Here is a 26,050-nt window from a genome sequence, read left to right as displayed (position 1 = left end):
GCATGCTTTCGAGGCAGTTTTGCTGCGCAGCAATCAACCGATAATTATAGCTTCGCAGAACTTATATTATGCTTTCGAAGTAGTTTTGCTGCGTGGTCAACTAATGACGCATAGCTCCGCAAAACTTTAAGGAGGGAAACAACAATAATGAACAAAGGACGCGTTGTTAGCGTAATGGGTCCGGTTGTTGACATTGAATTCGGACGCGGACAACTCCCGGATATATTCAACGCTATTAAAATTGTGAAACAGGGCGCGCAGGAAGAAGGCGGCGAGCTGATCCTGGAAGCATCCAATCACTTGGGCGACAACCTTGTCCGCTGTATCGCCATGTCCTCGACGGATGGTCTTGTACGTGGTGTGGAAGCAGTAGACTTGGGCGCTCCAATTTCTGTTCCAGTAGGAGAAGTGACTCTGGGCCGTGTATTTAACGTGCTTGGAGAGACGATTGATAATAAGGGACAGGTAGCGGGGGATAGAAATCCGATCCACCGCGATCCGCCTACATTTGAAGATCTGTCGACGCAATCGGAAATTCTGGAAACGGGCATTAAAGTTATCGACTTGCTTGCTCCATATGCCAAGGGTGGTAAAATCGGCCTGTTCGGTGGAGCGGGTGTTGGTAAGACCGTTACGATTCAGGAGCTAATCAACAACATCGCTCAAGAGCACGGCGGTATTTCTGTATTTGCCGGCGTGGGCGAGCGTACTCGTGAAGGTAATGACTTGTACCATGAGATGACGGATTCCGGCGTTATCAGTAAAACGGCGATGGTATTCGGGCAAATGAACGAACCGCCAGGCGCCCGTCTTCGCGTAGCCTTGACTGGACTTACGATGGCGGAATATTTCCGCGATCAAGAGGGACGCGACGTTCTGCTCTTTATCGACAACATTTTCCGCTTTACTCAAGCGGGCTCTGAGGTTTCCGCACTTCTTGGACGCATGCCGTCCGCGGTAGGTTACCAGCCGACGCTTGCGACGGAGATGGGTCAGCTTCAAGAACGGATTACGTCAACGAAGAAAGGTTCCGTAACCTCTATCCAAGCGATTTACGTTCCTGCGGATGACTATACGGACCCTGCTCCAGCCACAACATTTGCTCACTTGGACGCAACGACGAACCTTGAGCGTAAAATTTCCGAGAAAGGGATTTTCCCTGCGGTTGACCCGCTGGCTTCCAGCTCCCGGATTTTGACGCCTGAAATCGTTGGCGAAGAGCACTATAACGTAGCGCAAGGTGTAAAACAGCTCTTGGCCCGTTATAAGGAATTGCAGGATATTATCGCGATCCTCGGTATGGATGAGCTGTCTGAGGACGATAAGCTGATCGTATCCCGCGCACGGAAGATTGAGCGCTTCCTGTCGCAGCCGTTCCACGTTGCCGAGCAGTTTACCGGAATCAAAGGTAAATATGTACCGATTGCTGAAACGGTACGCAGCTTCAAGGAAATCCTCGAAGGCAAGCATGATTCCCTTCCGGAAGCCGCTTTCCTCTTCGTAGGCACGATCGAGGAAGCTGTAGAAAAGGCAAAAACGTTGTAATATGCACCGTGAACTCGGATGCTTCAGAAATGAACTGTCCCACGAACAGGAGGGATGACTAGTGAGCACCTTTTTATTGGAAATTGTTACGCCGGAACATGTGGTGTTCTCCGAACAGGTGAATAGCCTGACCGTCCGCGGTGTCGAGGGCGAACTTGGCATTTTGCCTCATCACGTTCCATTGGTAACACCGCTTCAGGTTGCTCCAATTGTGGCCAAAGCCGGTGGAAATTCGACCACAATTGCGGTGCATGGCGGTTTTGTTGAAGTCCAGAAAGACAAGGTTATCATTCTCGCCGAAAGCGCCGAGCTTCCGGAGGAGATCGATGTCGATCGCGCGGTAGCAGCACGCGAGCGTGCTGAGCGCAGATTGTCTGCGGCTAAAAATCAGGATCGTATTGATCATCGCCGTGCCGAGCTGGCTCTGCAAAGAGCGACTACGCGAATTAACGTGTCGGGGAACGCGAAGATCAAGAAGCATCATTAATAGTACGGAAAAAACAAAAACCGAACACCTTTGTGTTCGGTTTTTGTTTTTTCACGTGAACGAAGCGGCATAACTAGAGCCATAGTTTCATTAAAAGCAGGTATAAATTAAGCAGTACTTGTAAAATGTACTAATTAATAGTTGGATTAAGTTATTTCCTTAGCCCCGTTTATAACCAACTAAAGTTTCAATCTGTTTTGGGACAACTGACCGATTCATGAAGGAATTTAATCAAAGGCGGTCTGCGATATTGCGTACCTTAAGCAGCAATTTGGGATCAATCGACTGAAGAAGATTGCCCTCCAGCCTTACTCCAGAGCCCATGTGGAACTCGGTAACCGAGGTTTTGCGGAGGAACGCCTCCAGAGCCCCGTGATGAAGACCTCCGCCGGGCATGATGGTAATACCGTATGGTTGACTTAGCCCTACCAATTCGGATATAGTATCCACGGCTGAGTCTTCCAGCGACGAGGGTCGACCGCCGGAGGTCAGAATATGCGTGATCTGCGGAAAGCGGCTTAAAGTATGCAGTGCCTCTGTTAAGTGGGCTGTTTCGTCAAATGCTTTATGAAATGTCACGGGAAGGCCGTCTGCGGCATCCAGCAAACGTGCCAGGGCATTCTCGTCTACTGCCCAGCTTGGGGTTAAGACTCCTAATACAAATCCCGAGACGCCCAACTGGCGAAAGGCGGCAATATCTTGCATCATGGTAGCTATGTCCTCTTTATCATAGCAAAAATGGCGACTGTGAGGACGAATCATCACCCGGATGTCGATTGAAGTCTGTTCCCGGATTTGCTGCACAAGACCATAGCTGGGTGTTAATCCGCCTTCTTGGGGGGCGGTAATGACCTCTAAGCGATCGGCTCCGGAACGGGCGGCCAGTATCGCATCGCCCAGTGTATATGCTATAACCTCGACTTTCATTTAAACGCTCCTTCCTGCATTTTCGGTAACTATATTATAGCCCATTTGCAGAAAGGGGCCTGGCTAAATCAGGATTTTTAAATTTATTCAATTGGAAGCCCTCACAATAGAAAGAAATGCTGGATTATTGTCACTCAGGCAAGTATGATATATAAGGTCTATAATTTTTTTATATTATGCTTGCCGATATATATTTATAGTGTTTTAACCCTTTTAGGGGCGGTTGCATAAGAATAAAACAAGGCGGGGGGAGCGGAGATGAATCCTATGGATTCTGTGCCGGCTTCGGTTGGCATGAATGGCCTAACGGCTATTTTAGTATCGCTGGCTTGCATTGTCCTGTCCTGGTGGGCGCTGCAGAATCTCAAGCTGGATTTAATAATCCGACATCCGAAGGGACCGCAGGGCAAACTGCTTCAATTGCTTCTGGCTATTGTGCTGGGACGCTTTGTTGCAGCCTTCGTATTGGAGTACTTGGAATATACGCAGATGCTTCGCTACATGTTTTAATTTCTAAGTCATTGGTTATAAGTGTGTTAGACTACGAGGGGTTGTCAGGGCTCTCGGGCTAGTGCAGACCATTGCGTTCAACAATGCGATTCGGGAAGCTAAATTCAGGGGCCTGGAAATGAAATGTAACATTGCGTGCTGTTGCACAGAGAGAATTTTGTCGAATAACAACAAAACATTGTGTCAACAATGGTGAATAAGGATTAAGCCAAGGGGATCTATGGATTGCTTGCAAATAAGACGAAATCCTCCATGATTCGTGTTATTTCTACAAGTTTAGAGCCTTGTGCGCCTCAAGCTACCGATGATATGATGAAATTTAGGGAAATGAGCGGGTTGCCTTTGTTTTGCATCGAAATAAAGGTGAAAATGAACGCGCGGAGGGAAACAAGATGAGCAAATTTATCGTCCGCGGCGGCAATATTTTGTCCGGGAACGTTAAAGTTAGCGGAGCTAAAAATTCAGTGCTGCCGATCATCGCAGCATCGCTATTAGGGGAGGAAGGCGTAAGCGTAATTCGTGATGCCCCGCCGCTAGATGATGTGATGACCATCATTAAAGTATTGGAATCGCTAGGAGCGACCGTTACATATGACCGCGAGGTAGTCACGGTCAATGCGCAGAAGATCGCAAATTGTGAAGCTCCGTACGAATGGGTACGGAAAATGCGGGCATCTTTTCTTGTGATGGGGCCTTTGTTGACTCGCACGGGATATACGCGAATTTCTCTACCCGGAGGCTGTGCGATCGGTACAAGACCGATTGATCAGCATTTGAAAGGGTTCGAAGCCATGGGAGCCGAGATTACCTTGGGTCAGGGCTTCATCGAAGCCAAATCAAATGGCCGCCTTCGCGGAGCGAAAATTTATCTGGACGTAGCCAGTGTCGGTGCCACGGAGAATATTATGATGGCGGCTACTCTTGCTGAGGGCACGACGGTGATTGAAAATGCGGCAAAAGAGCCTGAAATCGTCGACCTCGCCAATTATTTGAACGGGATGGGCGCGGTTGTCCGCGGTGCCGGAACGGGCGTTATCCGCATCGAAGGCGTTGAGAAGCTCCGCGGCGTCGAGCATACTGTTATTCCGGACCGTATTGAGGCAGGCACATTTATGATTGCTGCGGCTACGACGGGCGGAAATGTGTTCGTGGAAGGTGCTATTGCCGATCATCTTGGTCCCGTTATTGCTAAGCTCGAGGAAATGGGCGCACAGGTGGAAGTGCACGAGAACGGCGTTCGCGTGATCGCGGACCGGCCGCTGAAAGCCGTGGACGTTAAAACGCTGCCATATCCAGGCTTTCCGACAGATATGCAGTCGCAAATGATGGCGCTGCTGCTTGTGTCCGAAGGCACGAGCGTTGTAACGGAAACCGTCTTTGAGAATCGTTTTATGCATGTGGAGCAATTCGCCCTGATGAATGCCGAAATCAAGGTGGAAGGACGTACTTCGATCATTACGGGCGGAGCCAAGCTTAGCGGAGCTAAAGTATGCGCTACCGATTTGCGTGCCGGGGCAGCACTCATTATTGCCGGGCTCGTGGCTGATGGCACAACGGAAGTAAGCGGAACGCATCACATTGATCGCGGCTATGTAAATTTGGCCGAGAAGCTGTCTGGGCTCGGAGCCGATATTTGGCGGGTCACTGTCGATGAGAAAGAATCCGCGGCCCAAAACGAAAGGGTTCCTGTCCATATCAAGGAAGAGCTCCCCGTGCTGAAAGTGCAGCCAACCTGGGCATGATTGCGGAATAATTTTATTAACTATAGCTGAATTCTAAAAGACCGTGTTCTAAGCACGGTCTTTTTTTGTGCGGTTCGGCATGAGTCGCGTTATGCGTGAAGCGTGGGGGAGTGCATGTTGAAGTAGAGCACGGGTGGATGTTGATTGGTGAAGTGTGGTGGTATGTTGAGAGGAGAGTGCAGCTGGATATTGAGTGTGAAATGCTGGTGCATGTTGAAATGAGGAGAAGAGCACGGTTATGGTGGGACCGTAGGTAGAGGAGAAATTAGAAGCGCGACTTTAAATGGATCTACATTTGTAGGTAGCGTAAGAACCTTAGGATTGTTGAAAGTGAAGCATAGCTGCCTATGGACGTTGATTGGTGAAGTGCGGTGGTATGATGTGAGGAGAGCGCAGGTGGATATTGAGTGTAAAATGCAGGTGCATGTTGGGAGTGAGGCGTTGGTGTAGTGGAAAGTGAGTATAGATGGACGTTGATTGTGAAATGCGCTGGTATGTTGAGTAAGGGGTACGGTTGCTACTGAGTGTGAAATGCGGGTATATGTTGCGAGTAAGCTTGGGTCTATGTTGATAGTGAGGTGTGGTTCGGGTAGATTCGTCGCGTTACGAATGAAGTGTGGGTATATGTGGAAAATAAAGTACAGGTGGATATTGGTCGGGGTAGGGGGGAGGTACATATTGAATTGATAGTGGATCGTAGGCGGGGTGGAGGGCAGAAGCATGGCTTTAAGTGGATGCTGTATTTGTATTTAGCGTAAGAGCATTTAGCGTAAAAGTTATGTAGCGTAAAGATCGCTTTAGGGTTACTTCTCATGACGGTGGTCAACCATATGCCAATGACCCGAATTTGTGAATTTGAGCAGGACAAAATAAATTTGTTTCTGGATTATCCACCTGTTGTTTGAGGGGTAAAATCGGCTTAGAACAAAGGGGATCGGACCGTAGATCCGTTATTTTGGATAAAAAGCTTAAATTCTGATGTTAACGGACCTTGGTTCCGTTATTTCGCTAAATGACTACCTTTATAGAAGGAAAATACTTAAATAAGGGATCCTGGGTCCGATAGCCTTATCGATCCATGTAATTTAGCGGGAATAGCGTCTTCTGTGTCCGTTAAACTAAGGGAGAGGAGCAAGAGTTGTAAGTGATGACGGGGAAAGGGGATAGTAAGTTTACATTTGCAGCTGCATTCATACTAAATTTACTCTATTCTCATATATTCAGATCGTTTTGCCCATTAATACAGGTTCTATTAGACGCAGGGGCATCATATCTATGAGTATAGCGAATAAAAAGTATAACGAATTCAATCGCTAGGGTCGCAGTGTTTCTTATATTGTATGGGAGGCCTGCGGCTGCAGCATGAATCGGGATGGAGGTTGCTTGCTTTGGGTATGGATTTGAAAAAAGAACCTTTGGTCATTCATCTATCGGCTCGTAAAAATAAAAGAGAGCAAAGCTGTGCATCTATAGGAAGGGGTCTGGAAAGCAGACAGCGCGAAAGAACGGTAGCCGGGCAAGGGCTGTGTGAAGTATCGGCAGCACGGTATGGTTCACTGCCGAGCCGACAAGCTGCGCCACTGGCATCTTTGGCAGCACAAGACACGGCGCAGGGTAGATTACAGGCGGTGGACGGCCGAGAGCATAAGGAGGCGCTGCTTGTACCTGGGGCGCTAAGCCGGGCGGAGCTCCAGCCGCGTAGGTCGGCGTCCGCGCTAGGCATCTCTCTTTTGCTCACTACGTTCATGATAAGCCCGTCCGCGTGCGCGTCCCTGCGGGCACGCGCGCGTACCGTTCCTTCCGCCACAGCGGAAGGAACGGCGCCAAGCTCGGCGCTGCGCTTGTCTCGCTGGCCGCGGCCGCCGTGCTGCTGGCTGCCCTTGTCGGCAGCCGCAGCGGCGGTCCGGGCCCGGCGCCAGCGCCGCTCCCGGGGACAGCTGGCCAGCCCGCTGTGCCCGGGCCAGCCAGCGGAACCGGCGCTGTAGCGGTGCAGCCTGCGGCCCAGCTCCCGGCTGCGCCGGCCGTCGCCGAGCTGCCCTCGGTCAGCGTCTATCTGACAAAGACCGGAGGCATCGAGACGCTGCCGCTCGAGCAGTACGTGACCGGCGTGCTGGCTGCGGAAATGCCGGCTGATTTCGAGTTGGAGGCGCTGAAGGCGCAGGCGATCGCCGCCCGGACGTTCATCGTTCGCCGGCTGGCGGAGGAGGATCAGAGCGGCGTTCCAATCCAGGGCGCGGACGTCGTCGATTCAGTCGCGCATCAAGCCTATCTGTCCAGCGCAGATCTGGAGAAATGGCCTGAGCTTGGCAAGGGCGAGCAGCTGGCCAAGCTGCGCCAGGCAGTGGAACAAACGAAAGGAATCATTATGACTTATCAGGGCAAGCCGATCACTGCGACCTTTTTCTCGGCCAGCGGTGGCTACACCGAGAATTCAGAGGAATACTGGTCGCTGAAGCTGCCTTATCTGCGCAGCGTGCCTAGCCCTTGGGATAAGGACGTAAACCCCGCCTTCAAGGAGACGGTCAGCATTCCGGTAAATGAGCTGTTCAACAAGCTCGGTCTGAAGGCGCCGGATCTTCCTGCGGCGGCTTCCTCGGCGGACAAGCCTGCTTCATTACCTGCGCTTTTTCAAATCAAATCCTATACGGCGGGACACAACATCAAAACGATGCTCATCGGAGGCCATAGCTTTACCGGACGCGAGCTGCGGGAGAAGCTGGGTCTGCGCTCCGCCCAGTTCAGAATGAGCCTGGATGGAGATGACGTCAAAATTACGACGTACGGCAACGGGCATGGCGTCGGCATGAGCCAGTGGGGGGCCCAGGGGATGGCGAGGGAAGGCTATACGACGACGCAAATTCTCAAACACTACTACACAGGCATATCCTTTGCTCAGGCGTCTGCTCTGTTAAAGAGCTGATTTTTGGAAGCTCTAGAATAAATAAAGTTTTGCACAGCCCTAGCTTCCATCCACAGCTGGCAAAGCTCTCGCCAAATGCGGACTGTCCTCTTTAAAACCAAGCCTTCAAGTCTTTTTCTGAAAATATTACTATAATGGAAGTATAAAAGAGTCGGCCTCGGTAACACTGGTTATTGAGGTGATACCAAATGAATGAACAAAAACCAAAAAAACAGCCCCATGAGGAATCTCCCAAAAATATAATGGGCGAGCCGGAAGTTCCGGTATCCGCATGGAAAAAAGTATTGTCCAAGAGATGGGTATATCCGGCAGCGTATGTGGCGGCAGCGGCAATTATACTAACCTTAGTGTGGGTCTACCAGGATGCAGGCCGCAAGCCTATGGAATCGACCCCCGCCAGCGTAACGGATACCGTTCAGCTCCCGGATGACGAAATCGTACGGGACAATGCCCCTGACCAGGCAGATGCCACGAAGACAGCCAGCACGGAGGATTTGATCTGGCCGGTAGCCAATGCATCGGAAGTCTCCATTGTGAAGCCTTTCTATGAGAAGGAAGGTTCGGCAGAGGATCATCAGGCAGCGATGGTTGAGTACAAGGATACCTTTACTCCGAATACCGGCATCGATTTGGCGCGTGAGGACGACAAGCCTTTCGAGGTTAAAGCCGCTCTCGCAGGGAAAGTAACCCGGGTCGAGGAGCATCCGCTGCTCGGCTATGTCGTAGAGATTACTCATGCGAACAACCTGAAGACGGTATACGAAAGCTTAACTGACGTTAAAGTGAAGCAGGGGGCTGAGGTGAAGCAGGGCGATTCCATTGCCAATGCCGGGCGCAACGAGATGGAGAAGGATCTTGGCAACCACCTGCATTTTGCGGTATATGAGAATGGCGAATTAGTCAACCCGGTTACTGTGCTTCCAAAAAATTAATTCGGACTGCCGGGTCTGAAAAGGCGAAGAGCATCATAGCTCTCCGCCTTTTTTGCCGTTTGGAGGGCTTTTGTAAAATAAATGATCTTGTCCGGGCTTGTCATGCCTCCGAAACCGTGAATATATGGGCACGCCCCTCATATAATGTACCAAACTATCTCGAGTAGGGAGGCGGGAGCGTGCACGATTACATCAAAGAACGTACGATTAAAATAGGACGCTGCATCGTGGAGACCCGGCACACGGTTCGTACGATTGCCAAGGAATTTGGCGTATCGAAGAGCACGGTGCATAAAGATTTGACCGAGCGTCTTCCGGAAATCAATCCGGATTTGGCAGACCAGGTGAAGCACATTCTCGAATATCATAAGTCGATCCGGCATCTCCGGGGAGGAGAGGCAACCAAGATCAAGTATAAAAAGAAAGGGCAAACGAAACGCGAGGCCATCGGCTCGGCAAAATAATCCGCCGAAAAGTTATGAAATGCCTAACCGGACAGCTCTGATTGTCATTGAACACATCCCCCAAAGTATGGTATTTTTAAATATGGCATGGAAAAGCGGAGTTTTATCTATAAATCTCGAAATATAAAGGATTAATCGAAATTTTTGTCGAATAATAACGGAGTAATGAAGGGAAGCTTTTACCATAAATCAAACGCAGCGTTTTCCATGATTTACAAAATACGCTTTGGGGGAGCATCGGGATAATGGGCAAGGATATTGGGATTGATTTAGGCACGGCAAATGTATTGATTCACGTAAAAGGAAAAGGGGTCGTTCTCGATGAGCCGTCCGTAGTAGCGATAGAAAGCGACACGAAGCGGGTGCTCGCCGTCGGCGAGGATGCCAGGCGAATGGTAGGGCGCACGCCCGGTAATATCGTTGCGATCCGTCCGCTAAGAGATGGCGTCATTGCTGATTTTGAAATTACGGAAACGATGCTGAAGCATTTTATTAACCGGGTCGGAGCGAAAAGCTGGTACAGTCATCCCCGTGTTCTCATTTGCGCGCCGACAAACATTACTTCAGTAGAGCAGAAATCGATTCGCGAAGCCGCAGAACACAGCGGTGCCAGAGATGTATTTCTGGAGGAGGAGCCGAAGGCGGCAGCCATCGGCGCAGGCATGGACATTTACGAGCCGAGCGGTAACATGGTGGTCGATATCGGCGGCGGTACGACGGATGTGGCGGTGCTCTCGATGGGAGACATCGTCACAGCTTCGTCGATTAAAGTTGCCGGAGACACTTTTGATACCGCCATCATTAAATATATTAAAGCGAAGTACAAGCTGTTGATCGGAGAACGGACCGCTGAGGATATCAAAATCGCCATCGGTACGGTTCATCCGTCGGGGGCGGTAGCCGAGCTGGACATTCGCGGAAGGGACATGGTATCCGGGCTTCCCCTTACGGTTACGATTACCTCGAAGGAGGTTCAGGAAGCGCTGTCGGATCCTGTCGCTTCGATCGTCACTGCGGCAAAATCGGTATTGGAGCGGACACCGCCGGAGCTGTCAGCGGATATTATCGACCGGGGCGTTATTTTGACCGGAGGAGGCGCTCTCCTGAATGGATTGGACGAGCTGCTGTCCGAGGAGCTGCGGGTGCCGGTGCTTATCGCGGAGGACCCGATGCATTGCGTCGTTAAAGGCACGGGCATGATGCTTGATAATTTGGATAAAGTCATTAAGAAAAAGTTCTGATCAGCCGATATATAAATGAGAAGCGTCCTTTCGGATTTTGTACAGAAGATTCGTATATAGGATTCGATATCTAAAGTTATTCAAGTTTGGAGGTTGTCCCGATGCTAAGAGGACTCTACACCGCAGCTTCCGGTATGATTACGGAGCAAAGACGCCATGATACGGTAACGCAGAACATAGCAAATATCAATACGCCGGGTTACAAGCAGGTGAATAGCGTGTCGCGGGCATTTCCCGAAATGCTTGTATCACTAGTTGGCGACAGCACAGCAGGTACACGGCGGATCGGAAAACTGAATACCGGTGTTTTTGTGGAGGAGAGCCTGCCGTCTTATGCGCAGGGAGACTTGATGGAGACGGGAAAGAATTCGGACTTCGCCCTCGTTTCCAATATCGAGGTGGAGGATCCTGCAACGGGGCAGCCGATTGCTTTTGATGGCTATGGAAAACATGTGACCGAGGATGGCGAGGTCATTTACCGGCCTGCGGCATTTTTTTCCGTCATGGACACAAATGGCAATGTTCGTTATACTCGTGACGGAAGTTTTTATGTGAATCCCGAAGGCGAGCTGCGGACCATGCAAGGCTATCAGGTGCTTGATTCGGAGGGGAATGCAATCATTCTTGGCCCGGATCAGCCGATAGATTCCCTAGCCGTGGATCCGCAGGGCAATCTGCAGAGCAATGGCGAGGAGATCGATATCCAGTTGGGCATATCGGTTGTTACGCGGCCTCAGGCGCTCATTCGTGAGGGAAATGGCGTGTATCTCGTCCAGGATGAGGAAGCGGCGGGGATTCGGGCTCTTCAGGAGAACGAGCAGGTTCAGGTGCAGCAAGGCTACATAGAGGGCTCCAACGTGAGCATTGCCCAGTCGATGGTGGACTTGATGGCTGCGCAGCGTGCTTATGAATCCAATCAGAAAATGATTCAGTTCTACGATAGAAGTTTGGATAAAGCGGTTAATGAAATCGGCCGTGTATAAATAGGAGGGCCACATGAATAACTCTATGATCAGTGCCATGGTATCCATGAACGGCATCCAGCAGCGACTGGATTTGCTCGCTGATAATATGGCTAATGTCAATACCGTTGGATATAAGAGGAAAGAAGCGGCGTTCCAGGATACGCTGAACAGCGTCATGCAGCAGTCTTCCGATTTTCAACTGGCCGGCCGCGCTACCCCTCTTGGCATAGGGATGGGATTCGGCTCCCGCATGTCGGAGCTGGCTGTCAATTTTAAGCAGGGAACGATGAAGGAAACCGGCAATATGACCGATCTTGCCATTGAAGGCAATGCTATGTTCCAGGTGTTGACGCAAGATGGGGAAGTCGGCTATACGAGAGCGGGGAATTTTAACATCCAGATTAACCCTGAAGATCCACAGACGGGATATCTCGTGACGAATCTCGGACACCCGCTGCTCGATATTGATGGTGAACTGATTGAAGTACCTGCCGGCTCGAAGCTGCATATAGACGGGGCAGGCAACATCATAGCCATGGATGGAGAGGTAGAAGCTGAGGTCGGCCGCATTGGGCTGGTGACTCCGCTTCGTTCCGATGCGCTGATCCAGAGGGACAGCAATTTATTTGTACTGCCTCCAGGCGAGCGGGAAGGCGTTATTATGGCTACCTCGGATCTCGCTGAAGAGGAACAGGCTACGATTCGGCAGGGCGTCCTTGAGAACTCCAATGTCGATTTAGCAAACGAAATGGCTGAAATGCTGAAAGTGCAACGGGCTTATCAGCTTGCTGCACGCGCGCTAACTTCCAGTGATACGATGATGAACTTAGCCAACAATTTGCGCGGATAGGTGGAGAAATTCATGACGCAAGACAAGAAACCGGTTAAGAAACGCTCCGGCTGGATCGTACTCCTGCGGATCGTTCTCATCCTGCTGTTCCTTGGCCTGGCCTTGTTTGGAGGAGCAGTCGTAGGTTATGTCGTACTCGGAAAGCAGGATATCAGCGGTGTCCTGGAATGGAGTACGTGGAGACATGTGTTTGATTTAGTTTTTGCTCCGTAACAGGTGCTGAGCCTTGAACAAAATGCAAAAAATGACGAAATACTCCCGGAAATCGGGAGTTTTCTTTTTTAAAGCGGAAAATGTATAATGATGGGGGTGCTGTATCCAGAGGAAAAATTCAAAAGGGCTTGATCGCATCGGCGGCATTACGCCTTCCGCTGCGGATCAGCCCCTTATCTTAACCCTCGCTTCTGCAGAGGCGAAGGATAATTACAGTTTGGCCGTTCCCAGCCGTTTTTATACGGAAGGGTGAGTGAAAAATAGAATAGTGAAAGGAGCAGTACATATGTTAGACTCAAAGCAAATTCAGGAAATCATTCCGCATCGTCCGCCATTCCTGTTGGTGGACCGCATTATCGAAATGGAGGACGGCAAGCGGGCCGTCGGCATCAAGAACGTGACGGTGAATGAGCCGTTCTTCGCGGGGCATTTCCCGGAATACCCGGTAATGCCAGGAGTGCTTATTACGGAAGCACTTGCGCAGGTTGGAGCAGCAGCTATCCTTAACGTGGAGAGCAATCGGGGGAAAATCGGCTTTCTTGCCGGCCTGGATGGGTTCCGTTTTCGCGGACAGGTTGTCCCGGGCGATACCTTGCGGCTTGAGGTAGAGATCACTCGGCTTAAAGGCTCCATCGGTAAGGGCCGGGCCGTCGCTTCTGTAGAAGGCAAGGTCGTGGCCGAAGGCGAAATCATGTTTGCGCTGTCCTGATGGGCTTGGTTTAATTCCCACCAACAAGTGGTTTTATACACCTATAGAGATAAAGATTAAGGAGGAGCGTGTAACCATGGCTGAATTGAGTCATACCATCGAAGAGAAAGTGAATAGCTGGCTTCAGGATCCATCGATTGACGAAGCTACGAAAGAGGAATTGAAAGCATTAGCCGACCAACCTGCGGAGCTCGAGGATCGTTTCTACCGGGATCTGGAGTTCGGGACGGGCGGGCTGCGCGGCGTCATCGGAGCAGGAAGCAATCGGATGAACCGCTATACCGTTGGACGCGCGACGCAAGGCTTGGCCCAATATTTACTGAAAGCGCATGGCAATCGGGAAGGACGTCCGTCGGTCGTCATTGCGCACGACAGCCGTCATTTTTCTTCAGAGTTTGCGCTGGAAGCTGCATTGGTGCTGGCCGGGAACGGGATTGAAGCCAAGCTCTTCCCGTCGCTTCGCCCGACGCCCCAGCTATCCTTTACGGTTCGCCACCTCGGGGCGACTGGAGGCATTGTCATTACGGCAAGCCATAATCCGCCGGAGTACAACGGCTATAAAGTATACAATTCCAACGGCGGTCAGCTTGTTCCGCATGAAGCGGAGCAGGTCATAGCTAATATTAAGGAGCTTACTTCCTTCGAGCAGGTACGGCGTTTGACAAGGGAGGAGGCTGAAGCCCAGGGCTTGCTCGTTTGGCTCGGCGAGGCGGAGGACGAGGCGTTCTTCGATGCGGTCGCCGGAGCCAGCTTGAACCCTGATCTGCTGGCTGCCGGGGCTGGCAAAGATGTCGTCGTTGTATTCACCCCGCTTCATGGAACAGGAAATATACCTGTGCGCCGTGTACTGGATAAGCTCGGTTTCACGCAGGTTCATATCGTTAAGGAGCAGGAACTGCCGGACGCGGAATTCTCTACGGTGAAATCGCCGAATCCGGAGGAGCGTGAAGCCTTTGAGCTGGCCATTGAGCTCGGCGAGGAGGTAGGGGCGGATATTCTGATCGGTACAGATCCAGATGCGGACCGGATGGGTGCAGTTGTTAAAAACGCCGCCGGCAAGTATGAGGTTCTGACAGGCAATCAATCGGGGGCAATCCTCGTTCATTATATCCTTAGCCAAATGAAGGATGCCGGTAAGCTGCCGAGCAATGGCGCGGTCGTCAAGACGATCGTTACCAGCGAATTCGGCGCTGAAATTGCCCGCCATTACGGGGCAGAGGTGTTCAATACACTGACTGGATTCAAATACATCGGTGAGAAGATGGATCAATTTGAAGAGTCCGGGAATTACACATATTTGTTTGGCTATGAGGAAAGCTACGGGTACCTGGCTGGAAATTATGCCCGCGATAAGGATGCCATCGTCGCTTCGACACTGATCTGCGAAGCTGCGGCCTATTACAAGCAGCAAGGCAAATCGCTTGTCGATGTTCTAGAGGAGTTATATGCGAAATTTGGCTATTATCGCGAATCATTGGTATCGCGGACGCTGAAGGGCAAGGATGGACTGGAGCAAATCGTTGCATTGATGGAGAAGTTCCGGAACGAGCCGCCGCAAAGCGTGGGAGATATCCCGGTAACCAAGATAGAGGACTTTTCTGTTGGCCTTTACGGGCTGCCGAAGGAGAATGTCTTGAAGTTCACTCTTGAGGATGGCTCCTGGTTCTGCCTTCGTCCTTCCGGCACGGAACCGAAAATTAAGTTCTACTTCGCCGTGCGGGGGACTTCGGGCGCGGATTCGGCAGCTCGGCTGGAGCGTTTGCAGGAGGAAGTGCTTAAGCGCGTGGATGCCTAGGCTTCAAGAATGACCGTTGCATCGGGCTACACTGCGCTTAGACCTGCACGGAACTTCGGCTGCGCTTAGCCAGAAACAAAATGGTTTGAGATAAATCGCGATTAGTTCGCGAGACGGATTTGATTTTGCCCGGGCCCGGGTAGGCTTCAGCTAGGATGAATGAACCCGGGAACCGGGCGGGATTCATATTGAGGAGGTACCTTTGTGATCCAAGGTTGGCCGCGGTGGAACAACGCTTCCCGCAAATGGTTATGGATATTAGTCGTAATTGGAATCGTCGCATCTTTGCCTGTTATTTACCAGCGCGTTCAGACGGAAGCGTCGGCGAAAAAGGTAGAGTTTGTATTTAATTATCGGGGATTGCTGGAGGTAGCATCCTATCAGGCAGATCCTGCCGCTTTCATGAATGAACAGCTTGATCGGTTAAAGAATGCGGGCGTCGGCTCGATGGCCATGTTCGAGACGACTCTGGATGAGCTGTCCAAAGCCCGCCGGATCATGCTGTTCACAGCTGCGGATGTAGCTAAAATGAATCAAGATGTGCTTGGCGATAAGGACAATAATACGTATATCGCGTTTACAAGCGAGGAGAATGAGCGGGTGCTCAAGCCGCTCATTGAGCAGGGGCTAGGGAATCTGGACATTACAGTTTCCCCGTGGCAGTACGGAGATCACGGCGGACTTATAATTGCAGCGGGTCCGGAGGATGCCGTATTGAAGCCGCTTCTCGAGACTGACCCGATCGCGTTCGCGATGCTGCGGGAAAAAGGGTTCAGCATTGTGCCCCGGCTTAGCGACAATGTGCCGTTTAATGAAGAAGATGTAGACAAGCTGCTTTCTTTTTACAAGGATAATGGAGTAACACGCATCATGCTCGACGGTGAAGGCGTCAAGGGATACCGCGAGGATGAGGAGAAGAACAGCGTGGAGACGATGGCGGAGCTGCTGAATAAGCATGGTCTGGGCATCGTCGTCATCGAGAACATGAAGGTGCAGCCTAAAGGCTTCCACAAAATTGCTTATTTGACGGATTATAATGCTGTTCGCTTGTTCTCGTTGTCCGATACCGACGTGAACTTGGATAAAATGGTCGTTGCCGACAAGATCGCGTTAGCGACTAAGGATCGCAATATTCGCATGGTTTATTTCAATGCTGCGCCAAGCAAGGACCTTCAGAAGGGCGCGGTTACGAATCCGCTCGATAATATCGTGCATACGCTCCTTGAACCGGGGAATGCCGTCGACCGGGTGAAGGGCAACGGCTTTGAACTAGGACAGGCGGAAGCTTTTCAGGTTGTTGACGCTTCTTGGCAGAAATATTTGAAAGCCATCGTTGTTGTTGGCGGCGTTGCGTTTGTGGCGCTCCTGGTGTCCATATTCGCTCCAGCGCTGACGCTGGGCTCCTTCCTGCTCGGATTAATCGGATCGGCAGGATTGTACGTCTTGAAGCCGACCTTGCTGGAGCAGGCTCTGGCTCTGTTCGTGGCCATTAGCGCGCCTACGATTGCAATGATTCTGGCGATCCGCAAGGTGAGGGATCTAAGTCAGGCGATACCGGACATGTCCGCAGGCCGCAGGCTGACTCACTCGCTAGTGCTGTATTTCAAAACAGCTGTACTGTCATTATTGGCTGTGCCATTTGTAATTGCCCTGCTTAACAATATTACGTATAGTTTGGTGCTTAGCCAGTTCCGCGGGGTTAGTCTGCTGCATTTGGCTCCGATATTTTTGGTTGCTGTTTATATTATGCTGTATAAGGGTACTAACTTGGTGCAGGAATTGCGGGCCTGGATGCGCATGCCGATTACTCTCGTAATGGTCGTGGGAGCTGTCGTGCTTGGCGCTGCCGCATTCTATTATCTATCCCGTACGGGTAACGCTGGAACTCCGCTTCCGGGAGAGGCGGCATTTCGGTCGATCCTCGAGAATACATTTGGCGTAAGGCCTCGTAATAAAGAGTTTTTGCTGGCCCACCCATTGTTCATTGTAGGTATTTTTGCAGCATTCCGTTATCGCTGGGCTTTGTATACGATGATTATTGCGGTCATTGGCCAGCTATCGATGGTGGATACTTTTGCTCATATTCATACGCCGGCCGTGCTCTCGCTCATTCGCGGCTTGCTGGGACTAGGGCTTGGCTTGATCTTCGGACTGTTGGCTGCGCTCGTATGGTATATTCTTGAAAGGTGCTGGGAGAAATGGTCGCCACGTCTTCTAAAACCATAGTTATTTCAGGTTATTACGGGTTTCGCAATATCGGGGATGAAGCGGTGCTGCAATCGATTTTGGATGCTCTTCAGGAAGAAGGCGAGGCGGCCGGAGTCAAGGTCGAGCCTGTCGTCCTGTCGATCGATCCGGAATGGACGTCCCAGACTTACGGAGTCAAGGCTGTACACCGGATGAAATTCGGTGAAGTAAGGAACGCTATCAAGAACAGCAGCGGCCTTATTAGCGGCGGGGGCAGCCTGCTGCAGGATGCGACGGGGTTGAAGTCGATTCCATATTACTTGGGCATCATCAAGCTGGCGCAGTGGCTGCGGAAGCCGACCTTCATTTACGCCCAGGGGATCGGCCCGGTGAACCGGGGCATGTACCGTCCTTTGATTGCATCGGTATTTCGCCGCTGCGAGTACATCTCCGTTCGCGATGCTGAATCCTCAGCATTGCTGCGGGATATCGGCGTTCCCAAGAGTATGATCGAGGTCGTTCCGGATCCGGTCATGGGATTGTCTCTGCCTGCTGCAGATTCGGAAGCTGGCGTCCTCGAGCCAGCTGCATCGTTGATAGACTCTGAAGCATTAAGCGCTAATGGGAGACCGGGACGCGGAGATGGGGAAGCAGCTTCAGGCAAGCGCCAGCTTCCCGTCGTGGGCGTCTCCGTCCGCTTCTGGAATCCGCAGCGGACGGAGCTGATGAAGCTTGCTGAAGGCCTCAATGCGCTGATGAGCAGAATGCCCTTGCACATCCGGTTCCTGCCGTTCCATTACCCGGGCGATGAGGAAGCATCCCGCTTTGTGATGAACATGTTAAGTCCTGCCGAGGGGCATGGTAGCGAAATCAGCATCGCGCCGCAGAGTGAGACTCCGCTTGAAATGCTGGAGGAAGTCAGCCGATGCAGCTTGCTGATCGGCATGCGTCTTCACAGCCTGATTTATGCGGCTTCCCAAAATGTGCCGATGCTCGGTATCTCGTATGATCCGAAAATCGATCACTTTCTTGCCCGGCTTGGCAGCGTGCCTGCTGGAACGAGCTATGACCTGGATCACCGCATTGTAGCTGCTCAGAGCGAGCGCCTATTGCTCGACCAGGAAGGCTGGCGTACGTCGCATGCCGGGCAGCTGGAGCAATTACGGCGGGAGGCGCAGCTTCCGGCAAAACGAATCGTGGAATATTTACGAAAGTAAGGGAGAGCTTTGGCGTGGATGGCGATAACAACATCGTAACGATTTTTGGGATTCCTTTTTCCAAATGGGGGATGCAGGAGACGGTTCAATATTTAACCGGCGTGATTTCCGAACGCAAACCGCATCAAGTGATTACGGCGAATCCGATCATGGTGATGGCTGCTTTGGAGAATCCCTCCTATAAGAAGATGATGCAGCAGGCCGAGCTGATCGTGCCGGATGGATCGGGCGTCGTATGGGCCTCGCAGGTTGGCGGGGATCCCTTAGCGGAACGGGTGGCCGGCTATGACCTCCTGCATGAGCTGATGAAGGAAGGGGAGCGTCATCGGTGGAAGGTCTATTTGCTTGGAGCAAGCCGGGAGGTTGTGGAGGAAACGGCGCATCGGCTCAAAGCGCAATATCCGGGGACGGAGATTGCAGGCTACCGGGATGGGTACTTTGGCCCGGAGCAGGACGATGAGGTTGTAGAGGAAATACGCAGAATAAGCCCGGATCTCCTGTTCGTTGCCCGCGGTGCGGACACTCAGGAGCCATGGATCGCCAAATATAAGCATCGGCTTGCCGTTCCCGTCATGATGGGGGTGGGCGGCAGCTTCGATGTCATATCCGGCCGGACAAAACGGGCCCCGAAGGTGTTCCAGAAGCTTCGGCTTGAATGGTTATACCGCCTGATAAAGGAACCAACCCGGTTCCGTAGAATGCTTGCGCTGCCGAAATTCGTAGTTCGCGTGCTACGCGAGAGAGGAAACCTTACAAAATCACGTTAAAAAAGTGACTTTTGGAGGATATAGGCGCAATATTGCTCATTTGCGGACTTGGTGATTTACTTTTAAACAGAGTATAATTCATTCCGGGCAGAACAATTGGGGGTTGAATTTTACATGTGGCTTATATATATCATCGGGTTTGCCGCGTCGCTTGGCCTTGCGCTGGGTTTGACGCCGCTCGTAAAGAAGTTTGCTTTTAAAGTCGGCGCGGTCGACGTGCCTAATGCACGGAAGGTGCATACGAGAATCATGCCCAGATTGGGCGGGCTGGGAATATATCTAGCATTTATCGTTGCTTTTTTTATCGTCCTGCCGTTCATTCCGGAAACCTTCTCCGTGCGTGAAGCGAACTTCATTAAAGCATTTCTCGTCGGCGGCACGATGATTCTGCTGCTTGGAGCGCTGGATGATCGTTTCGATCTGTCGGCCAAGCTGAAGTTTCTTGTGCAAATTGCTACAGCGTGCGTCGTCGTATTCGGTTTCGATATTAAACTGGAATTTGCGAACATTCCTTTTCATTCGTATTCGTCGGTAGAGAGCTGGATTGCGATTCCGTTCACGATTCTCTGGATCGTTGGCGTAACCAATGCCATTAATTTGATCGACGGCTTGGACGGACTGGCAGCAGGGGTTTCGGCCATTGCTATTGGTACGATTGCGGTCATGGCCTTCCTTATGGGCAATACCGTCGTCGCTTTGCTGTGCTTGCTGCTGCTTGGCAGCATTATCGGCTTTCTCTATTTCAACTTTCATCCGGCCAAAATATTCATGGGCGATTCTGGCGCGCTCTTCCTAGGCTTCAGCCTGGCGCTGCTGTCGCTCCTCGGCTTCAAGCAGATTGCAATCGTATCCTTCTTGACACCGCTTATTTTGATTGGTGTGCCATTGTCAGATACGCTGTTTGCTATCGTGCGCCGCTGGGTACAGAAGAAGCCGATATTCTCGCCGGACAAAGGCCATTTGCATCATTGCCTTCGCGAGCTTGGGTTTTCCCATCGCCAGACGGTGCTCATTATTTACGGCATCGCTGCATTCTTCGGCGTGCTGGCCGTCATTCAATCGTCGGCTGCCATGTATAATGCGAACTGGGTGACCTTCGTGGTCATCTGCATCATGGTGTTCTTCCTGCAAATCGGCGCTGAGGTCATCGGGCTGATCGGCAAGACCAAACGCCCGCTGCTCGACTTCTTTGCCCGCCTTCGGATGAAGGCGAATGCTGAGCGCGGTTCGAAGTGATCTTTGGATAGAATAGTTATGATTAGGACAGTATGAAGAGTCGATCGCAATTATAAATTTTGACGTTCTATTGGACAACCCCTGCTGCGTCATAAACGCAGTAGGGGTTGTCTTGTTTTGTCTTGTCTTGTTTTGTTTTTGTGTGAGTGGATTGCTCAGCATGCGCGGATGGGGTTGGCTGCACATACTAGTTGTATTTATGGTATCTAATGGCGGTGTATCGTTAAATGTGTATAACTAGTTGGAATTCTTGTATTTATATTGAGGGTCAAAGGATAAGGAGAACTCAAATCAGTGCTTTAAATTCAAGAATTACATCTAATTACTGAATTTCCATCAAGGGACAAAGGTAGTTGTATGAAATCCATCTAAATCCAACGTATAGAGCTGCCGACCATGGAGCAGGAGGCGGACTAATCGCCGTGACGCCAAACAAAATAATGACAGTTAACAAAACAAACACCTAAGTTCCGCCTAGATCATTGTTAGTAACCTGATTCTCCTTCTGCTGCAAGGGGAGCTTTTTATAGGAGTCTTTTTATGCTTGCTATATAAAAGTTATTTGGAACTTAAAAGTACCGTGCCAAAACAACAATTCAAGCAGGTGTGTGTAGTGGTGGTATAGAAGGATGTTAAATACAATTTGGTTATATTTCTAAATATTTAAGCGTCTTGCACCGATAATTAAAATATGTGATGAATAGGGGCAAATACAGCACCATTTACAATGCAAATAAAAACAAAGGAGAGATTAGTGCATGCAGCGCTTTAAGAAGCCATTCGTGTGGCTGGCCTTGATATCCTTAATCATTGGGCTTGTTCCAATAGGTCTGCCACAGACTGTTGAGGCGGCAACACCGCCAACATACTTTATTCCTGATGACTTGAAATTGCAAAGTACGAATTCATTAGATTTGAACAGTACTGACCCGGCCCTTGGATTGAGCAGGGAAAGTGTCCGGGTATCGGCTACCCAAAATTTTGAGGTAGAGGGTACTTTTACCCAAGTCAGCACCGATCTCGAAGCGACGGTTCAGCAATTGAACTCGACGTCCTCTGGCGCGTGGGTGCCGGATAGCACGCGGATTATCACGGATAAAATAACGGATAACGGAAATAACCGCTTCTCCGTTAACCTGCGTTTATTCCCTGGCTACAACAAGGTCACATTTTCGGGAACTCAAGGAAATAATAAACGTTCGGATACGTTCTATATTTTGTATGATCGGGTTCCTACACTGGTAAGCGCCAATGTAATGTATCCCGGCGGAGGTTCGGAGCCGGTCAGCTTGAATGAAGATGCAAGAGCTGTCGTATCGAGCAGCCGGATCATGGTAAGAGGTACCTACGAGAATGCTACGAAAATTACACTTGACATCGGCGACGGAAGCCGCGTCGATCAAGCGACGCTGATCGATAGCCAGAAGGTGTTCTTCTCCGGCTATATAGATCTTAAACCAGGCTTGAATACGTTAACGATTTCTGTTGAGAATGAGACTAGTAAAGTTACGGTGACCCGAGAGCTGTATTTCTTTGACGAGAATCAGCCTTTCGTAGAGCTCGGTTTGCGGCACTCGGCTTATACCGATCCAATTGACCTGTTGAGCCAAACGGCTGCTACCGTTGCCCAGCAACCGGGTAGCGCAGGTCTAACCGGCCAAGTACTGCTTCCTTATAAGTCTGTTCCGTTTAACGGAAACAATGAGCTGGTTGTGGAAGTAAACGGGACTGCCCCGGTTTCGTTGACGGCGACGGCTTCGGAGGATTTGATCATTCCAGGCCCGGATGGGCAAACGCCAACTTATCGCTTGGTCACATTTACAACGAACGGCGAATTTACTTTTGATGGAACGGGCCCTCAAAATATTGAGGTAGCAATTACCTATGGGCCTTCCCCAACAGACAGGTACGAAGCGAGTAAGCGGGCTTCGTTTAAATATCTGCCAGGGCAGACGATGATTAAAAATATGTATCTCTTAGAAGGCTATGACGGCAATACCGCCAACTTCGGCATGGCTACTAAGAAGCCATTAAACAATTCTCAGGTAAGTTCTTCTGAGTTCTACATCCTGGTAGAAAGCGATGCGCCGATTGGAAGCACGCCGGCATTGAAGGGAACTTATCTTCCGTTAAGCACGCGCGATGTCTCCTTGACTTATGCGGCTCAACCTGCCGGTTTGACAAATCAGGCTGTTTATAAGGTATCAGGCTTCTCTAGCGGTACACAGCAGGTGCGTTTTTATTTTGATGGTTCTGTAGATGCTTATTACAATGCATTTATTTCCTATGTTTCGAGAAGCAGAATTTACGTTACAGATTTGCTTGACGGCCAGACGATTCAGCTGGATTCAAGCTCATCGACAGGCCGAGTGGTATCGCTAAACGGTCAGTATATCGGCTTTGGCAATGATGGAACGTCTACGCATAATTTCTACAACCAAGTCTTTGTGAACGGCGTGGAACAGCTGCCGGGCAACCAAGGGAACTGGCTGGATACAACTTCGGGTGCATTTAAGCTCAATTTTAACGTGGATAATAACGGGCCGCTCTATTACGGTCAGAACACTATTGTGTTAAAAGGTAAAACGACGGGGGCAAACCCTACAGGAACTACTCCAACGGAAATTACCGAGACGATCCGCTTCTTTATTATCGATACGAACGTCTCTACGATAGAGAAGTTTATCCCGGTGGCCGCTCCGGTGGTCAGCTCGGATCGTCCTGTATTTTATGAGAATTTTGGCAGCAACAATTTAAGCAAAATTTTTGAGCAGGCTACAGACTTTACGCCAACGGATGAAGGGTTTGCCACAGGAAGAACGAGCTATGATCTGGTTCTTCACGGAGGCGGTGCCGAGAGGGTAGAGCTTTTCAGCGGATCCACGCTTATTTTTAGCACGGATATCGATATAAACCAAGCGAGCAATCATAAGGTTGGCGCTACCTACGGCACGAACGGCTTAATTTATGATTTCTCTGGTGATCAGAACAACTTTATTCTACGGCTCCGGGACATCAAGTTTGACAAGGATATTTCAGCGGTTCACATTTATAACCTGGATTTGATCAATAGAACAGGATCTCGTACGTCGCAAAAACTCGAAGTAAAACGCGAGGTATCTGCCTTCCGGATTTTGGCGCCGCAGCCGACTGTCGGTGAGGATATTATCGTAAACCGCAACTTTGTTCGCTTCGATATCGAAGCAGAGGGCGCAACAACTGTGAAAATTGGCAAAGAAGAGGCGGTTAAACGTACTGATTTGCCGAGTGATGCAACAAGCCGCTTTGTCCTGGATTATGTTGGACTGAAGAAGGATGCATGGACCACGATCAAAATTGAGGTCGATCGCAACGGCGTTAAGTCTACCACGGACGTTAGAGTCTACTATGCCAGCACCGTAACGGTAGATTCGCAATTCATGGCGGAGAAAGTAAGCAATAAATACAGTGTCTTTAATAAAAAACTGGAGCTGTCTTTCCCTAAGGGGACGGTGCTGCAAAATGCTGTGGTTCCGAAGAACACAGTCGCAAAGTTCTATCCGGACAATAAGCTGTTGTTCGGAATTGCCGATCCGACGGATGGGGTTGTCGAGAGAAGAAACGATTACGGCAACATTATTTTCGACCCGCTCAGCGGAGAGGACAGCGGCTACCGCAAAATCGGCAAGCCTGATTATGAAGTAAGCTTGTTTAATATGAATGCCAATACGTTCAATTTTATCAGAGTGTCTGATATTTACTGGATCAGCGGCGGAATCGGCGAGCTGGGCAATTCTCCTTCCATGAACGGATTGCCTCCATACTCTTCATGGTACTCGTATCCATCCACGGATAGCCATGAACCGATCAGCTTCATGGGGATAGACGCCACTCGCAGATTGAAGCCGTCTCAGCGCGGTGAATTGACCCTAGCGTTTGATCCTAACGTAGTTGATGCTGCCGGTACTGCTATTACTGTGTTCCGCTTGACGGATAGCGGGGTTTGGGAGAATATCGGCGGCGAAGTGGATACGAAGAAGGGAACAATTACCGTTCCGTTCGATCAATTCGGCTACTATAAAGTTATGAAGCTAAGAAGCAGCTATAAAGATATTACTAATCATGGCTGGGCTCGCGAAGTATTGAATGCTCTGTACTCCAAAGGAATTATGATGAACAACGGACTGCGTTCCGACTCCTTTGGTACCGACGATACAGTTAAACGCGGCGAATTCGCTACGCTGTTAGTCAAGGGATTGAATTTGCCCCTGAACTATGACGATAACCAAACGTTCTTCGATGTTGTGCCGGCCGCTAAGACAAATACCTGGTCTTACGCATATATTGAGACGGCAGCAAGAGCGGGTATTATCTCTGGCCTTGGCGAGGGGTATTTCGGAGTAGATGAAGACCTGACCAGAGAGCAGGCTGCAATTATGATTGCCAGAGCGCTGAGACTGAAGCTGGATGCAAATGATGCCAAGCTGCAGTCGTCCCTGGCCAAAACGTTCCTGGATTCCTCCAGAATAGATGTATACGCACGTCCAGCGGTGCAGGCGGTCTATAAAGCGAAGATTATGACAGGGACGCCGGTGACGGTTCCTGGGCAGAAGAAGAGCTCGCTCAATTTCAATCCTAAGAGCTCGATGACTCGGGCGGAAGCTGGAAAAATTACAGTAGAGCTTCTTAAGAAGAGCACGAAAATTTTCCCTAAAAATTTAAGCTAATTTCCCAAGAGCCTTCCTGTGTTGAGCGGGAGGGCTCTCTTTTTTCCAATTACAACATTTTGTAATTTGTTGGGGATTACGTTACAATAGCAAATGAAGTAGTAGACATTTTAGCAAAAGGGTGAATATGGACAGATGAAACCGATCCTATCGAAGGCTCAGCTAGGCTATATGAAAGCAAAGACAAAATTCGAGGATAAATCGAAAGTTTTGGAGAAAAAAATCGAAGAAACGGCCAAAGTCCAAGAGGTAACTCAGGAAGTCATGGAGTCTCTAGTAGTAGAAACTGGATTCCACGAGGCATTCAACGCGCTCCGCAATGCGGAGAATGAGCTGATCGATTGGTCACATATGACGATGAAGCACGAGAAGACCTATAAGGACAACAAGAAGGCAATTGAAGATATGTACGCTAAGCTGAATACAGATCCTCAAATGCGCGCGCGGATTATCCAATTGGCCATGAGGGTCAGATAATTACCTTGATAATGGAATAATCTTTCTGAATTTAATTGAATAAGGCGTCCAATTGGACGTCTTATTTGCGCTGGATGGACATAAGATAATGATATTGAGGATTGGCAAATGTTGCTTAATGACTGGGATAAACAGGTATGTTATACTAATTTCCGTCAGG

At 50.2% G+C, this 26,050-nt stretch carries 21 protein-coding genes; 20 read left to right on the top strand and 1 reads right to left on the bottom strand.

The annotated features are described in order from the left end of the window. Nucleotides 1-147: 147 nt before the first annotated feature. On the top strand, nt 148-1,545 hold the full coding sequence (atpD, locus tag BN2762_RS05905; protein WP_055106101.1) for a F0F1 ATP synthase subunit beta: 1,398 nt from the start codon (nt 148-150) through the stop codon (nt 1,543-1,545). 61 nt (nt 1,546-1,606) lie between these two features. Beyond that, nucleotides 1,607-2,032: a F0F1 ATP synthase subunit epsilon gene (locus tag BN2762_RS05900; protein WP_055106100.1), complete on the top strand. Its 426-nt coding sequence runs from the start codon at nt 1,607-1,609 to the stop codon at nt 2,030-2,032. Between the two features lie 231 nt (nt 2,033-2,263). Here the strand turns inward: BN2762_RS05900 and BN2762_RS05895 are convergent, their stop codons facing one another. Beyond that, nucleotides 2,264-2,959 (bottom strand): copper homeostasis protein CutC, encoded by a 696-nt coding sequence (locus BN2762_RS05895; protein ID WP_055106099.1) that lies wholly within the window; start codon nt 2,957-2,959, stop codon nt 2,264-2,266. Nucleotides 2,960-3,217: 258 nt separating this feature from the next. On the opposite strand from BN2762_RS05895, the gene BN2762_RS05890 reads away from it, so the two are divergent. From BN2762_RS05890 to BN2762_RS05810, 18 genes are all read left to right on the top strand, one after another. Next, the gene (locus BN2762_RS05890; protein ID WP_055106098.1) at nt 3,218-3,469 is read left to right on the top strand and encodes a DUF1146 family protein; all 252 of its coding nucleotides are present in this window, start codon (nt 3,218-3,220) and stop codon (nt 3,467-3,469) included. A gap of 392 nt (nt 3,470-3,861) precedes the next feature. Continuing rightward, complete coding sequence (murA, locus tag BN2762_RS05885) at nt 3,862-5,211, top strand: UDP-N-acetylglucosamine 1-carboxyvinyltransferase (RefSeq protein WP_055106097.1); 1,350 nt, start codon at nt 3,862-3,864, stop codon at nt 5,209-5,211. Between the two features lie 1,400 nt (nt 5,212-6,611). Next, on the top strand, nt 6,612-7,196 hold the full coding sequence (locus tag BN2762_RS28300) for a hypothetical protein (RefSeq protein WP_392391564.1): 585 nt from the start codon (nt 6,612-6,614) through the stop codon (nt 7,194-7,196). Next, complete coding sequence (gene spoIID, locus BN2762_RS05880; RefSeq protein WP_392391567.1) at nt 7,079-8,131, top strand: stage II sporulation protein D; 1,053 nt, start codon at nt 7,079-7,081, stop codon at nt 8,129-8,131. Before BN2762_RS28300 ends, spoIID begins: the two co-directional genes overlap by 118 nt. A gap of 188 nt (nt 8,132-8,319) precedes the next feature. Then, nucleotides 8,320-9,063, top strand: coding sequence for a M23 family metallopeptidase (locus BN2762_RS05875; RefSeq protein ID WP_055106096.1), 744 nt, complete (start codon nt 8,320-8,322; stop codon nt 9,061-9,063). A 179-nt stretch (nt 9,064-9,242) separates the two neighbouring features. Beyond that, nucleotides 9,243-9,527 carry a sporulation transcriptional regulator SpoIIID gene (gene spoIIID / locus BN2762_RS05870; protein WP_055106095.1) on the top strand — a complete coding sequence of 95 codons (285 nt, stop codon included), beginning with the start codon at nt 9,243-9,245 and terminating at the stop codon, nt 9,525-9,527. Nucleotides 9,528-9,769: 242 nt separating this feature from the next. After that, nucleotides 9,770-10,768 (top strand): rod shape-determining protein, encoded by a 999-nt coding sequence (gene mreB / locus BN2762_RS05865; RefSeq protein ID WP_083484785.1) that lies wholly within the window; start codon nt 9,770-9,772, stop codon nt 10,766-10,768. Nucleotides 10,769-10,869: 101 nt separating this feature from the next. Then, nucleotides 10,870-11,751: a flagellar hook-basal body protein gene (locus BN2762_RS05860; protein ID WP_055106093.1), complete on the top strand. Its 882-nt coding sequence runs from the start codon at nt 10,870-10,872 to the stop codon at nt 11,749-11,751. A 13-nt stretch (nt 11,752-11,764) separates the two neighbouring features. Further along, nucleotides 11,765-12,583, top strand: a complete 819-nt coding sequence (locus BN2762_RS05855) for a flagellar hook-basal body protein (RefSeq protein WP_055106092.1) — start codon at nt 11,765-11,767, stop codon at nt 12,581-12,583. A 12-nt stretch (nt 12,584-12,595) separates the two neighbouring features. Beyond that, nucleotides 12,596-12,796 carry a DNA-directed RNA polymerase subunit beta gene (locus BN2762_RS05850; RefSeq protein WP_055106091.1) on the top strand — a complete coding sequence of 67 codons (201 nt, stop codon included), beginning with the start codon at nt 12,596-12,598 and terminating at the stop codon, nt 12,794-12,796. Between the two features lie 286 nt (nt 12,797-13,082). Continuing rightward, entirely contained in the window at nt 13,083-13,505 is a 423-nt protein-coding gene (gene fabZ / locus BN2762_RS05845) for a 3-hydroxyacyl-ACP dehydratase FabZ (RefSeq protein WP_055106090.1), read from the top strand. A 76-nt stretch (nt 13,506-13,581) separates the two neighbouring features. Next, nucleotides 13,582-15,300 carry a phospho-sugar mutase gene (locus tag BN2762_RS05840; RefSeq protein ID WP_055106089.1) on the top strand — a complete coding sequence of 573 codons (1,719 nt, stop codon included), beginning with the start codon at nt 13,582-13,584 and terminating at the stop codon, nt 15,298-15,300. A 204-nt stretch (nt 15,301-15,504) separates the two neighbouring features. Continuing rightward, on the top strand, nt 15,505-17,526 hold the full coding sequence (locus BN2762_RS05835; protein WP_055106088.1) for a DUF5693 family protein: 2,022 nt from the start codon (nt 15,505-15,507) through the stop codon (nt 17,524-17,526). Continuing rightward, nucleotides 17,499-18,704: a polysaccharide pyruvyl transferase CsaB gene (gene csaB, locus BN2762_RS05830; RefSeq protein ID WP_055106087.1), complete on the top strand. Its 1,206-nt coding sequence runs from the start codon at nt 17,499-17,501 to the stop codon at nt 18,702-18,704. The genes BN2762_RS05835 and csaB overlap by 28 nt, the downstream gene beginning before the upstream one ends. A gap of 71 nt (nt 18,705-18,775) precedes the next feature. Continuing rightward, nucleotides 18,776-19,471, top strand: coding sequence for a WecB/TagA/CpsF family glycosyltransferase (locus tag BN2762_RS05825; protein ID WP_083484805.1), 696 nt, complete (start codon nt 18,776-18,778; stop codon nt 19,469-19,471). 114 nt (nt 19,472-19,585) lie between these two features. Continuing rightward, a complete protein-coding gene (locus tag BN2762_RS05820) occupies nt 19,586-20,707 on the top strand; it encodes a glycosyltransferase family 4 protein (protein ID WP_055106085.1) in 1,122 nt (373 codons plus the stop codon). Between the two features lie 758 nt (nt 20,708-21,465). Further along, nucleotides 21,466-25,413 carry an S-layer homology domain-containing protein gene (locus BN2762_RS05815; RefSeq protein ID WP_055106084.1) on the top strand — a complete coding sequence of 1,316 codons (3,948 nt, stop codon included), beginning with the start codon at nt 21,466-21,468 and terminating at the stop codon, nt 25,411-25,413. A 135-nt stretch (nt 25,414-25,548) separates the two neighbouring features. Further along, entirely contained in the window at nt 25,549-25,890 is a 342-nt protein-coding gene (locus BN2762_RS05810; RefSeq protein ID WP_055106083.1) for a hypothetical protein, read from the top strand. Nucleotides 25,891-26,050: the final 160 nt, after the last annotated feature.

The organism is Paenibacillus ihumii (assembly GCF_001403875.1).
Classification (GTDB): Bacteria; Bacillota; Bacilli; order Paenibacillales; family Paenibacillaceae; genus Fontibacillus; species Fontibacillus ihumii.
The sequence above is the reverse complement of the archived record's forward strand: the minus strand, read 5'-3'. Positions and strand labels throughout refer to the sequence as shown.